Here is a 13,012-nt window from a genome sequence, read left to right as displayed (position 1 = left end):
CTGTGATGCAATCTCTATTTTGGCTGTTTTAAACTCACAAGGCCGTCTGAATATTTCAGACGGCCCATATTTTCGATAAACCCTCAATTTTTCCATTGTATAAACGAAATTTTATAACAGCATTAAATATTAATTTAAACAAATAAACTGATTTTAAATTCTATAAAATAATTAAAATAAAGAAATTTTAGAATAAAATTGCTAAAACAAAAAATCAAGCCTTGTTTAATTCCGCTAAAACCTGTAACCTGTATCAAAAATAAACAAGAGAGTTCATCATGTCCCAACACCACCCTACTGACGATATTAAAATTAAAGAAGTCAAAGAGTTATTACCTCCAATCGCGCATTTGTATGAGCTGCCTGTTACGCCTCAGGTTGCCAATTTGGTTTATAAAACACGTCATGAAATCTCGGATTTGGTTCACGGCCGCGACAACCGTTTGCTGGTCATCATCGGCCCATGCTCGATTCACGATACTAAGGCGGCGGTTGAATATGCGCAAAAATTGCTGCCCTTGCGCAAAAAATATGAGAAAGAGCTGCTGATTGTGATGCGCGTGTATTTTGAAAAACCGCGTACAACCGTTGGCTGGAAAGGCCTAATTAACGATCCGCACTTGGACGGTACGTTTGACATCAACTACGGCCTGCGCCAAGCGCGTCAGTTGTTGCTGACTTTGAACGAAATGGGCATGCCTGCTTCGACTGAATTCTTGGACATGATTACGCCGCAATACTACGCCGACCTGATTTCTTGGGGCGCGATTGGTGCGCGCACGACTGAAAGCCAAGTGCACCGCGAATTGGCCAGCGGCCTTTCCTGCCCTGTCGGTTTTAAAAACGGTACGGACGGCAACCTGAAAATCGCCATCGACGCCATCGGCGCGGCCAATCATCCGCACCACTTCCTGTCTGTAACCAAAGCCGGTCATTCTGCGATTGTCCACACCAGCGGCAACCCTGACTGCCATGCGATTTTGCGTGGCGGTAAAGAGCCTAATTACAGCGCGGAACACGTTAAAGACGCAGTTGCGCAGCTTCAAAAAGCCGGCGTGAGCAGCAAACTGATGGTGGACTGCAGCCATGCCAACAGCCGTAAAGACTTCCGCAAACAAATGGATGTGGCGCGCGATGTTGCGGCGCAGCTGAAAGCCGGTGAAAAACACATTATGGGCGTGATGGTGGAAAGCCACTTGGTTGAAGGCCGCCAAGACAAGCCTGAAGTTTACGGTCAAAGTATTACGGATGCCTGCATCGGTTGGGATACGACCGAAGAATTGCTGGCCCTGCTTGCCGAAGCGAAAGGTTACCAAGCGTAAGTGCGAAAACATTAAAAAGACCGGATATGTTCCGGTCTTTTTTGTGTCTGTCATTTTGATTTCTTCACTCGAGATACCGAGCAAATTTTAGCCAGGTTCAACATAAAAACAATATGTCAGAAAATATTCAGGCCGTCTGAAAAACCAATCATTCAGGTTTTCAGACAGCCTCTTCTACTTTTCTTTTCAATTAAAACGTGTGTTTAACCGTCGCAGTCACACTACGCGGCGTACCGTAAACGTGAATATCCGGCATGGTGCGGTAGCGTTTGTTGAACACGTTTTCAAAGTCCAAACCGATGCGGGTGGATTTGCCGATTTTGTAATGCGCGGTCAAATCCAGCGTGGCGTATGGGCGTTGGGTCAACGCGGCCGCGGCGGCTGGATTGATGTCTGCCGGGTATTCGTCCAGTGTGTGGCTGCGGCTTTGCCAGTTGACGTTGGCACCCAGATTCAAACGGTCGGTTACGTCATACGCGGTAAAGAGTTTGAACAAGTGAACCGGATAAGACGGATGCAGTTGAACCCCTTCGCTGTCTTTGATTTTGGAACGTGCATAAGATGCATTCAGCAGCCATTTGTCGCTCAGGCGGCCGCCGACAGAGAGTTCCACGCCTTTTGTCGTGGTGTTGTCGGCTGCACGGTAGTATTCCTCGCCATTTGCGAATTTGCCTGCGACAACGCCCAAATGGTCGCGTTTGTTCATAAAGACGGATGCTGAAGCATTCAGACGGCCTTCAAACCATGACGCTTTCAAACCGGTCTCGTAAGTTTTGCCGCGCTGCGGTTTGAGTGCTGCGCCGTCTTTGGTCAGGTAACGCACTTGCGGACGGAAGATGGTGGTGTAAGACGCATAGGCGGTCAGATTGTCTCCTATGTCGTAGGTTACGCCCAAATAAGGAATGAAAACGTTTTGTTTGTGGCTGCTGTGTGCGAATTTGTTGCGTTCAGTGCTGTAACGGTAACGCCAATCCACAAAACGGCTGCCGCCGATAAAGGCGAGCCTGTCGGTCAGTTTGAAACGGGTCGAGCCGTAAACCGACAGGTTTTTCATGCGTGAAAAACCATCGCGCAGATACGGCATATCGGGTTTGGCGATGTTGCCGTCAAATTTACGCAAATCGGGAATCATCGACTCGCCTTCTTCATAGAAAGACAGGTTTTCTTTGTTGTCCTGATAGCTGATGCCGACATTGAACTCGTGCGAGCGGCCCAGCGCTGGATAATCGCCGTCCAAGGCCAGCGCAAAATTCTGATCGCGGTATTTGCTGCGGTCGCGGTCGGATGTAAAGAGCGCGGAGTAGTCGGGTTTAATTACAAAAGTACCGGCAATGCCTGAAACGATGTCGTTTTTACCCGAAACATGGCTGTAATCACCAGTCAGTTTCCAGCCGTTGTCAAACTCATGGCTAAGGGAAGTGAATACTTCGGCACTGGTGTCTTTGCCGTATGCCCAGCGTGCGGAAGAATTGCTGCGTGGCGAAGATTCAAACGGTTTGAATCCGTCTTTGCGATTACCTGCTGCTGTCAGATAGCTGAAACGCGAGCTGCCGGTATTGCGGAAACGGTGTATTTCCGTACCGAGGCGCCATTGGGTTTGCGGCGTGAGATCGTAAGACAAAATGCCATAGAAAGTGTGATTATGGCGCGATGTGTTCGGCAGGTAATCGCCGCCGTGGTCGCTGACCAAAATAGCGCGGCCGCGCAAGGTATTGTCGGCATTCAGAGGATGATTGGCATCAAGGACGAAACGGTAGTGGTTCCACAAACCGACACCGGCTTCCACGCTGATGGCTGGCTTGGCTGTCGGTTTTTTGCGTTCCAAAGCAACCGTACCGCCCGGCTCACCCATACCGCCGTTGGACAAACCGCTTGCGCCGCGTACGACGACGACTTGTTCGTACAATGCGCTGTCCAGATTGTTGGTGCCGCGGCGGATGGCTTTGCTGTCGTAAAGGAATTTGGGCGCGCCGTCCACGGAAATGCTGTCAATCGCCTGACTGCGCGAAATAAATTGGCTGTGGCCGGAGACGTTGTTGCCCATTTTGCTGTGGAACACGCCCGGTGTTTGTTTCAATACGTCCTGCAAGGTATCCAAACCTTGGTCGTCCATTTGTTTTTCGGTAACGACGGACAAAGACTGCGGCGTTTCGCGCTGGGTCAGGCGGATGCCTGTCGCGGCGGAAGATACGGGAATAGTGTAGTTGGAAGTAGTCTGTTTTCCGACACCTTGGACGGTAACTGTCGGCAAATCGACACGTTCTTGCGGCTGGCTATTTTCTACTTCGGTTGCGAAAGAATACGCCGAACACAAAGCCAGACTGACGGCAAAGCTTAATTTGCCATAGGGAAATACGGGTAGTGACATAGCTTCTCCAGTTAGCTGATGTTTTAATTTGGTGGCAGATTCTATCAAAAAGATGTAGTCCGATGAAACTATGTTCTAATCACTATTTTATAAGTAGTTCGTTTAATTCAAAATATTTATTTTTAATCTAGTCCTAATTGACTAAAAAGGCCGTCTAAAAACCCGCATCATCAGGTTTTCAGACGGCCTTAATCTTTTTATTACAAGGTAATCAATCTGCCAATTTTCGTGCCAACTCTGCCAAACGTTTACCTTGTGCGAAGGCAATGTCGTTTTCTTCGGCGGTCAATGCCGGCTTGCTGTCATGGCCGGAAACATGGCTTGCGCCGTAAGGCGTGCCGCCGCTTTGGGTATTGCTGAGCGCGGACTCGGTATAGGGAATGCCGCTGATGACCATGCCGTGGTGCAACAGGGGCAGCATCATGGTCAGCAGGGTAGTTTCTTGGCCGCCGTGCAGCGAAGATGTGCTGGTGAATACGGTGGCAGGCTTGCCGACGAGTTCTGCGCCGAGCCAAAGGGGAATGGTGCCGTCGATAAAGTATTTCATCGCGGCGGCCATATTGCCGAAACGTGTCGGGCTGCCGAGCGCGAGGCCGGCGCAATTTTTGAGGTCGTAGGCAGTCGCGTAGGGCGCGCCTTCGTCGGGAACGGCTTTTTCAACGGCTTCGCAAACGGTGGAAACTTTGGGCACGGTACGCAATACGGCTTCGCAACCGTCCACGCTTTCGATGCCGCGTGCGATTTGGCGGGCAAGGTTGCGCGTGCTGCCGTTTTGGGAATAAAAGAGGACGAGGATTTTCAGGGGATTTGGGTTCATTTGGGGTTTCCGTTACAATGCTGTCAGGTTTCAGACGGCCTTTTGAATACTCGGGCCGTCTGAAAAGAAAAATTTCTATTCAAAAGTGGGAAAAGGTTATGCCGTTTTCACAATGGTGGCAAGATTTTTTGAAAAGTAAGGGCGTGGCGTTTGCTTGGTTTGTCGTGCGCCGTTTTGATGATGAGCGTGTGCCGCAGGTGGCGGCAAGCATGACGTTTACGACGCTTTTGGCTTTGGTGCCCGTGTTGACGGTGATGGTCGTCATCGCTTCGGCCTTCCCCGTTTTCGACCAATGGTCGGGGGAATTTGTCTCTTTTATCAACCGCACCATTGTGCCGCAGGGCGCGGATATGGTGTTCGACTACATCAATGCGTTCCGCGATAAAGCCACCAAGCTGACGGCCATCGGCAGTGTGATGTTGGTCGTAACCTCGCTGATGCTGATTCGGACGATAGACAATGCGTTCAACCGGATTTGGCGCGTCAATTCGCAACGGCCCTGGATGATGCAGTTTTTGGTGTATTGGGCGTTGCTGACGTTTGGGCCTTTGTCTTTGGGCGTAGGGCTGTCGGTCGTAATCGGCCAGGTGCAATTGGTGGGCGGCTCGGAATGGCTGAGGGTTATCACTGCGGTTTCATTTATTACGGTGCTGCTGTGGGGCTTGTACCGCTTTGTGCCCAACCGTTTCGTACCGGCCAGCCATGCTTTGGTCGGCGCGGCCGTAACGGCGTTTTGCTTGGAAACGGCACGCTTTTTGTTCGCTTGGTACATGGGCAACTTTGACGGCTACAAATCGATTTACGGCGCATTTGCCGCAGTACCTTTTTTCCTGTTGTGGCTCAACCTGTTATGGACGCTGGTATTGGGCGGCGCGGTTTTGACCTCGTCCCTGTCCTACTGGCGCGGCGAAGCGTTCCGCCGCAGTTTGGATGCGCGCGGCCGCTTTGACGATGTATTGAAAATCCTACTGCTGCTCGATTCTGCCCAACAAAACGGCAAGGCGTTGCCGGTGCAGGAGTTCAGACGGCATATCAATATGGGCTTTGACGAATTGGGCGAGCTTTTGGAAAAACTGGCGCGACACGGTTATGTCTATTCCGGCCGCCAAGGCTGGGTCTTGAAAACAGGGGCGGAGTCCATCGACTTGGCGGAGCTGTTCAAACTCTTTGTCTACCGCCCGCAAACGCTCAACAAAGACAAGGTTAATCAAACGGTTGACCACATCATGCAGCCCTGCTTGGAAACCTTGAACATGACGCTTGCCGAGTTCGGCGCCCATACAAAAAAACAATCCTCTTAAACCTGACGCCGTCTGAAAGCAAAAATATCAAGTTTCAGACGGCCTTTGCTATAATCGGCACACTACTGAATACAATATTCAACCTACAAGGAAAAATAGATGAAAACACCAGCCCTACTCTCTCTGCTCGGTCTGATTCCATCTGCCGCCTTTGCCGCCCACGGCGTAGGCCTCGGCCAACCACCCAAATATCCGGCCAACTTCACTGCTTTCGAATACGTCAACCCCAACGCCCCCAAAGGCGGCACATTTACCACGCCTTTCCTCGGTGCTTTTGACACGCTCAACCCCTTTACCCTCAAAGGCAACCACGAATACGGCATCAGCATGCTGACGCTCGACACCCTGACCGAGCAAAGCATGGACGAACCTTACGCCGTTTACGGCCTGATTGCCGAAGACATCGCCCTGGCGCCGGACGGCCTTTCCGTTACCTTCAAAATCAACCCCAAAGCCAAATTCCACAACGGCGACCCCGTTTTGGCCAAAGACGTTGCCGCTTCATTTAACATCCTGACCAAAGACAAAGCCGCCGCCCCCATGTACCACTTCTACTGGAGCGACGTGGCCAAAGTAGAAACGCCCAACGATCGTACCGTCGTGTTCCGCTTCAAGCAGCGCAACTCAGAATTGCACATGATTCTCGGCAGCCTGCCCGTCTTCTCGCATAAAAGCTATCCCAAAGGCCTGGCCGCCGCGCCCAACAGCCTGCCGATCGGCTCCGGCCCCTACCGTTTTGCCAAAGCCGAAAACGGCCGCATCAGCGAATTTGTCCGCGACAAAAACTACTGGGCGCAAAATCTGCCCGTACGCAAAGGCCGCTATAACTACGACCACATCCGCATCAAATACGTCAAAGACGAAGTTGTCCGCATCGAAGGGTTAAAAGGCGGCCAATATGACTTCGTACAAGAAAACGTCGCCCGCAACTGGGCGCGCGCCTACTCCGACGAAGTCCTCAAAAAACGCAATCTGTCCAAACACGAATGGGTACAAAACAGCACAGCCGGTATGCAAGGCTTCGTCATCAATATGCGCCACAAGCCCTTGGACAATATTTACGTCCGCCGCGCCTTGATTGAAAGCTTCGACTACGAAAGCGTCAACAGCCGCATCTTCTACGGCGCATACCGCCGCACCGACAGCTTCTTCACCAACAGCACCATGGCCGCAACCGGCAAGCCTGACAGCGCAGAAACCGCATTGCTCAAATCATTGGGCGCCAAGCTGCCCGACGGCGTATTGGATCAAGACGTCCCTATGCCGCCGGTTACCGACCCCAAACTGGGCGTGCGTCCGAACCTGCTCAAAGCACGCGCCCTGCTTGAAAAAGGCGGCTATCAATACAAAAACGGCAAAGCAGTCGACAAACAAGGCAAACCGCTGACCTTTGAATTCCTCGCCCCAAGCAAAAACTACGAACGCATTACCGCCAAATGGCAGCGCGACCTTGCCAAAATTGGCATCACCATGAACGTGCGCACCGCCGATTCCGCCGTATATCAAAAACGCATGAACGACTTCGATTTTGACGTAACCACAGGCTACTACGGCAACAGCGAAAGTCCCGGCAACGAGCAATACGACTACTTCAGCTGCGCCGCCGCCAAAACCGAAGGCAGTCGCAACCTATCCGGCGTCTGTCATCCTGCGGTTGAAAAACTGCTGACCCATTTCAACAGCTTTACCAACCGCCAAGAGCTGCAAACCACTTCGCGTGCGCTCGACCGACTGATCCGCCACCAATACACCATTGTTCCAAACTGGTTCGCCGACCGCTACCGCGTCGTGTACCGTAACGATGTGGGCATTCCGTCCAAGCTGCCGAAATACTACGACCCCATCACCTTCGCCATGACCGCAGGTTGGAAGAAAAAGTAGTCGCATTTCGACAACACGTCCAAGCGTCTGACAAGCCCTTGGCGTGTTGTCCTAAGCATAGAATCATAAAACCTAGTTGTTTGTTTAAAAACAATCAATCGGCTGATTCCAAACAAACATAAAAGAAAAAACAACTTAAAGCCAAATCAAAGGCCGTCTGAAACATCCGTCAGCAAAATCATCTGCAACGGAACATTTCAGACGGCCTTTTCGTCTCTTTTCAATCCATTTTCGCAACCGAAGCAAACTATCGAAAATGAACAAAAAATTGCAAAACAATGCCCTCAAATTTTACAAAACCGTGTACACTACGAGATAAGAGTTTGAATTATAAGGTTAATCTTAATAAAAACTACAATCATCCAAATTTAACTCAAATCAAGCATTCATATAACAGACAATAAGGAACAATAATATGGAAATCAAGCGTCTCTCTACCATTCTCAAACTGATTGCCAACCCCGAACGTATGGCCATCCTTTTTCTGCTGCTTGACGGCGACCGCAGCATTACCGAACTGGTACAAGCGCTCGACTCCTCCCCGACCGGCATCGCCAACCACCTCGCACGCCTGCGCACCGAAGGCATCATCGATTTCACGCGCTACCACCGCATCATCGAATACCGCATCATCTCCGAAGAAGCCACCACCATCCTCAATACCCTGCGCACGCTCAAAGACCAAGCCGAATAAACAAATTATTCCACATCACAACATCAAGGCCGTCTGAAACATCAGCTTTCAGACGGCCTGCCACTTTCAGCCCATATCGAAAAATAAACCAATCCGCTATACAATACCGCCCATTCCCACAGGTGCAATCCACCGCCTTCCCACCCAACAACACACACGGAAACATCATGAAAATCGCCACTTGGAACGTCAATTCCCTCAACGTCCGCCTGCCCCAAGTACAAAACTGGCTGGCCGACCACCAAGCCGACATACTTGCCTTACAAGAACTCAAGCTCGACCAAGACAAATTTCCGGCCGCCGCCCTGCAAATGATGGGCTGGCATTGCGTCTGGAGCGGCCAAAAAACCTACAACGGCGTCGCCATCATCAGCCACCACGAACCGCAAGACGTACATTGCGGCCTGCCCGCCCTCCCTGACGACCCGCAACGCCGCGTCATCGCTGCCACCATCAACGGCGTGCGCGTCATCAACGTCTATTGCGTCAACGGCGAAGCCCTGGACAGCCCCAAATTCCAATACAAAGAACAATGGTTTGCCGCATTGACCGAGTTCGTCCGCGCCGAAATGGCCGCACACCCCAAGCTCGTCCTGCTCGGCGACTTCAACATCGCCCCGGCCGATGCCGACTGCTACGACCCCGAAAAATGGCACGAAAAAATCCATTGCTCCTCCATCGAAAGACAATGGTTTAAAACCCTGCTCGACCTCGGCCTGACCGATAGCCTGCGCAAAATCCACCCCGAAGGCGCGTTCTACACATGGTTCGACTACCGCGGCGCCATGTTCCAACGCAAACTCGGCCTGCGCATCGACCACATCCTCAGCAGCCCCGAACTCGCCGCCACCCTTACCGACGTCACCGTCGACCTAGAAACCCGCGCCCAAGAACGCCCCAGCGACCATGCGCCGGTAATCGCTGAATTTGACTGTTAGATTTTGAGTGAATAAACAATAAGGCCGTCTGAAAACTAGATTTCAGACGGCCTTTACACTAAGAGGTTTTCAGACAACGTTTGAGGTCTTCTGAAAGTTTGAAACAATGGTTTGAACACCAAAAAACGCGTGCGTGCGTACCGCACACACCCTACGCATGACCCACGCTACGCTTGCTGCTTTTTTGGTGAGTGCGTGGTAGTTAGGGGTGTTAAATCCAATGCAGCAGGCATGCACGTGGGTTTGAGGTGGTTGATTGGAAACCGCGTGCGTGGCAGAGCAACACGCACTACACAGGCTACGCTTGCTATTTGTTATCTAAAAAAGTCATCAGAAAATTCTCAAGTTCTTCTTCATATGCTAGATTTGGTTTTCGGACTGATGCTGGGTTAATTTTAATAATTGCCACAAGCCATTTAACCAGATCACAGAATGCAGCTTCTACTTTCTCTTTAGTTGGATTAGCATGTAATCCAGCATTAAACAAATCAACTAATCTGTCAGCCTCTTTCCCGAGAGTTTTTAAAGAAGACATATTATTTTTTTCACACTCAATAGTAATGTATGCCCAAATTCTATTTTTATATTGGGTTTTTCCAACTTTTCTATCTCTCCAGAGTTTCTCTTGAGCAGGAAACAGATAGTCTGCCAATTTTTCCAAAAATCTTCTACCTGATAATGCTGCTTGGGCTAAATCTTCATCAGTCTCTGCCCTTTCTAATGTTCTAGAAGCAGCTGCTAATACATCAAAAAGCTTAGGATGAAGCTCTTCTAGTGCATAGATAATATCCGATATGTCTTCATTTTTCAGATCAAGCATGTTTGTAAAAAATTCCTCAAATGACTCAATCCTTTTGAAATGATTCAACGTATCAAAGTTATCGAATATTGTTCTTCTTGCTCCTATACATTCATGCTTTACTTTAAAACCATGTTGCACGAGCAATTCATTTTCATAATTTTCTGGATCTTCATTAAAACCATAGAATATGGAAATAATCCCGTTCTCAATACGGAACAATTCAATCAAACTGTTTCTAAAAACCTGAAGATGGATATTATTTGAGAATTTAATATCCATAGCTCCCAAATAAGGATCAAAAATATTAAGTTTTTCATGAAGTGATTGAGCTGTTTTTATATCCATATTTTGAAACATCCAACAAAAAATTGTTGAAGTTAGAAATGAATTATAAAGTTTTTCTCTATGGACGAGATTTAGTGTGGTTGGTGTGTATATTTCTTTAAGTATTATTCTATAATCATTTATTCTCAGTGGCTTTTTACCATTGGGAATGATAACATCTCCAATAGATACGCGCATGCTACGTTTTGTGCTTTGTAATACATGAGTTTCTAAAATGGCTTTCATGATGGAAAAACCATAATAAGAACCCAAAGTTGGGTGATCTGAATTAAATAAAAAAACTACGTTCATATTAATCTAACCCTAAAAAGATTTTCTAAATACTACCAAATAGACTTTCCTTAATCCCCCTAATCCTATCCCTTAACACAGCCGCCTCTTCAAACTGCAAATCCCTAGCCGCCTGCTGCATGGCTTTTTCCAGTTTGGCAATTTCTTTAATCGCATCTTCTTCATTGTGAATCTCGCCGACTTTAACCTTATTTTTGCCTTTCAGACGACCTTTGCCGCTGTCTTCTTCGTGGTACACGCCGTCGATGATGTCTTTGACCTGTTTTTTAATCTGCTGCGGCACGATGCCATGTTCTTCGTTGAATTTAATCTGTTTTTCGCGGCGGCGTTCGGTTTCGTCGATGGCGGCTTTCATGGAGTCGGTGATTTTGTCGGCGTACAAAATCGCTACGCCATTCACGTTACGCGCGGCGCGGCCTATGGTTTGAATCAGGCTGCGGTGGGAGCGTAGGAAGCCTTCTTTGTCGGCATCGAGAATGGCGACGAGGGAGACTTCGGGGATGTCGAGGCCTTCGCGCAAGAGGTTGATGCCGACGAGTACGTCAAACAGTCCGAGTCGCAAATCTCTAATGATTTCAACGCGCTCGACGGTGTCGATGTCGCTGTGCAGGTAGCGTACTTTGATGCCGAGTTCGCTGTAATAGTCGGTGAGTTGCTCCGCCATGCGTTTGGTGAGGGTGGTAACGAGCACGCGTTCGCCTTTTTGGATGCGGTCGTTGATTTCGCTCATTAAGTCATCGACTTGGGTGGCGACGGGGCGGATGATGATTTGGGGATCGACCAGCCCTGTGGGGCGGACGACTTGTTCGACCACTTGCCCAGCGTGTTCTTCTTCGTATTTGGCGGGGGTGGCGGAAACGAAGACGGTTTGTGGCATGACTTTTTCAAATTCGTGGAATTTGAGCGGGCGGTTGTCGCGGGCGGAAGGCAGGCGGAAGCCGTAGTCGACGAGGTTTTGTTTGCGCGAGGCGTCGCCTTTGTACATGCCGCCGATTTGGGTGACGGTAACGTGGCTTTCGTCGATGAACATGATGGCGTTGTCGGGCAGGTAGTCCATCAGCGTGGGCGGCGGTTCGCCTTCTTTTTTGCCGGAGAAGTGGCGGGAGTAGTTTTCGATGCCTTTGCAGAAGCCCATTTCGTAGAGCATTTCGAGGTCGAAGCGGGTGCGTTGTTCGATGCGTTGTTGCTCGACGGGGCGTTGTTCGCGTGCGAAAAATTCGATGCGTTCGCGCAGCTCTTCTTTGATGGACTCGCAGGCGCGCAATACGGTGTCGCGCGGGGTAACGTAGTGGCTGGACGGGAAGACGGTGTAGCGGCCGACACGTTGGATAAGGCTGCCTGAAAGCGGGTCGAACATATCGAGGCGGTCGATTTCGTCATCGAACAGGCTGATGCGCAAGGCGTTTTCAGAGCTTTCGGCGGGGTACACGTCAATCACGTCGCCGCGCACGCGGAAGCTGCCGCGTTTGAAATCCAAATCGCCGCGTTCGTACTGCATGGAAACGAGCGTGGCGATGATGTCGCGTTGCTCGATAGTGTTGCCTTCTTTGACGGACAACACCATTTGTTGATACTCGGTCGGGTCGCCGATACCGTAAATGGCGGACACGGTGGCGACGATAATCACGTCGTCGCGCGTCATCAGGTTTTTGGTAGCGGAAAGGCGCATTTGCTCGATGTGTTCGTTGATCGCGCTGTCTTTTTCGATGAACAAATCGCGGCTGGGCACATAGGCTTCGGGCTGGTAATAGTCATAATAAGACACGAAATATTCCACCGCGTTTTCGGGGAAAAATTCGCGCATTTCGGCGTAGAGCTGGGCGGCAAGGGTTTTGTTGTGCGCCATGATGATGGCGGGGCGGCCGCTTTGAGCAATGACGTTCGCCATGGTGTAGGTTTTGCCCGAACCGGTTACGCCGAGCAGGGTTTGATAAGCCAGGCCGTCTGAAAGCCCTTCGAGCAGGCCGGCAATGGCGGTAGGCTGGTCGCCTGCGGGCGGGAAGGGTTGGTGGAGTTTGAAGGGGGAATTTGGGTATTGGATGACTTCCATATTGCCGCCTGTTTTCGGTTCGGGGAAAGAGAGGATTATAACAAAGGGCCGTCTGAAAATTGATAGTGCGCCAATCTGATAAGACTAAATATTTCATCTCCTCTCTTTGCTACTTGAGGTTTATTCTGTTGAATCTCTCCTCTTCATTCCCCTACCCCATAAAAGGCCGACACTCCGCATCATTACCCCTAAATATCTCCTCG

At 50.1% G+C, this 13,012-nt stretch carries 9 protein-coding genes; 5 read left to right on the top strand and 4 right to left on the bottom strand.

Annotated features, from left to right (window positions below):
* Window positions 1–278 precede the first annotated feature (278 nt).
* Window positions 279–1,322 carry a 3-deoxy-7-phosphoheptulonate synthase AroG gene (gene aroG / locus HMPREF2661_RS00230; protein WP_049322939.1) on the top strand — a complete coding sequence of 348 codons (1,044 nt, stop codon included), beginning with the start codon at window positions 279–281 and terminating at the stop codon, window positions 1,320–1,322.
* 190 nt (window positions 1,323–1,512) lie between these two features.
* On the opposite strand, the gene HMPREF2661_RS00225 is transcribed toward aroG, so the two are convergent.
* Entirely contained in the window at window positions 1,513–3,690 is a 2,178-nt protein-coding gene (locus tag HMPREF2661_RS00225; RefSeq protein WP_049322938.1) for a TonB-dependent siderophore receptor, read from the bottom strand.
* A 211-nt stretch (window positions 3,691–3,901) separates the two neighbouring features.
* Complete coding sequence (gene wrbA, locus HMPREF2661_RS00220) at window positions 3,902–4,507, bottom strand: NAD(P)H:quinone oxidoreductase (protein WP_049322937.1); 606 nt, start codon at window positions 4,505–4,507, stop codon at window positions 3,902–3,904.
* Window positions 4,508–4,605: 98 nt separating this feature from the next.
* Between wrbA and HMPREF2661_RS00215 the strand changes: the two genes are divergently transcribed.
* From HMPREF2661_RS00215 to xth, 4 genes are all read left to right on the top strand, one after another.
* Window positions 4,606–5,808, top strand: a complete 1,203-nt coding sequence (locus HMPREF2661_RS00215; RefSeq protein ID WP_003749170.1) for a YihY family inner membrane protein — start codon at window positions 4,606–4,608, stop codon at window positions 5,806–5,808.
* A 99-nt stretch (window positions 5,809–5,907) separates the two neighbouring features.
* Entirely contained in the window at window positions 5,908–7,689 is a 1,782-nt protein-coding gene (locus HMPREF2661_RS00210; protein ID WP_049322935.1) for an extracellular solute-binding protein, read from the top strand.
* Window positions 7,690–8,104: 415 nt separating this feature from the next.
* Window positions 8,105–8,383 carry an ArsR/SmtB family transcription factor gene (locus HMPREF2661_RS00205; protein WP_049322934.1) on the top strand — a complete coding sequence of 93 codons (279 nt, stop codon included), beginning with the start codon at window positions 8,105–8,107 and terminating at the stop codon, window positions 8,381–8,383.
* 167 nt (window positions 8,384–8,550) lie between these two features.
* Window positions 8,551–9,321 carry an exodeoxyribonuclease III gene (gene xth, locus HMPREF2661_RS00200; RefSeq protein WP_049322933.1) on the top strand — a complete coding sequence of 257 codons (771 nt, stop codon included), beginning with the start codon at window positions 8,551–8,553 and terminating at the stop codon, window positions 9,319–9,321.
* A gap of 307 nt (window positions 9,322–9,628) precedes the next feature.
* On the opposite strand, the gene HMPREF2661_RS00195 is transcribed toward xth, so the two are convergent.
* Together HMPREF2661_RS00195 and uvrB are read right to left on the bottom strand one after the other, a co-directional pair.
* Window positions 9,629–10,759, bottom strand: a complete 1,131-nt coding sequence (locus tag HMPREF2661_RS00195; protein ID WP_141759983.1) for a hypothetical protein — start codon at window positions 10,757–10,759, stop codon at window positions 9,629–9,631.
* A gap of 25 nt (window positions 10,760–10,784) precedes the next feature.
* Complete coding sequence (gene uvrB, locus HMPREF2661_RS00190) at window positions 10,785–12,809, bottom strand: excinuclease ABC subunit UvrB (protein WP_049322931.1); 2,025 nt, start codon at window positions 12,807–12,809, stop codon at window positions 10,785–10,787.
* Between the last annotated feature and the right edge of the window lie 203 nt (window positions 12,810–13,012).

It is taken from the genome of Neisseria sp. HMSC061B04 (genome assembly GCF_001836705.1).
Classification (GTDB): domain Bacteria; phylum Pseudomonadota; class Gammaproteobacteria; order Burkholderiales; family Neisseriaceae; genus Neisseria.
The sequence above is the reverse complement of the archived record's forward strand: the minus strand, read 5'-3'. Positions and strand labels throughout refer to the sequence as shown.

Bases quoted from the DNA above. Each gene is read 5' to 3' on its own strand.
- aroG (WP_049322939.1), top strand. From the start codon at position 279: ATGTCCCAACACCACCCTACTGACGATATTAAAATTAAAGAAGTCAAA.
- HMPREF2661_RS00225 (WP_049322938.1), bottom strand. From the start codon at position 3,690: ATGTCACTACCCGTATTTCCCTATGGCAAATTAAGCTTTGCCGTCAGT.
- wrbA (WP_049322937.1), bottom strand. From the start codon at position 4,507: ATGAACCCAAATCCCCTGAAAATCCTCGTCCTCTTTTATTCCCAAAAC.
- HMPREF2661_RS00215 (WP_003749170.1), top strand. From the start codon at position 4,606: ATGCCGTTTTCACAATGGTGGCAAGATTTTTTGAAAAGTAAGGGCGTG.
- HMPREF2661_RS00210 (WP_049322935.1), top strand. From the start codon at position 5,908: ATGAAAACACCAGCCCTACTCTCTCTGCTCGGTCTGATTCCATCTGCC.
- HMPREF2661_RS00205 (WP_049322934.1), top strand. From the start codon at position 8,105: ATGGAAATCAAGCGTCTCTCTACCATTCTCAAACTGATTGCCAACCCC.
- xth (WP_049322933.1), top strand. From the start codon at position 8,551: ATGAAAATCGCCACTTGGAACGTCAATTCCCTCAACGTCCGCCTGCCC.
- HMPREF2661_RS00195 (WP_141759983.1), bottom strand. From the start codon at position 10,759: ATGAACGTAGTTTTTTTATTTAATTCAGATCACCCAACTTTGGGTTCT.
- uvrB (WP_049322931.1), bottom strand. From the start codon at position 12,809: ATGGAAGTCATCCAATACCCAAATTCCCCCTTCAAACTCCACCAACCC.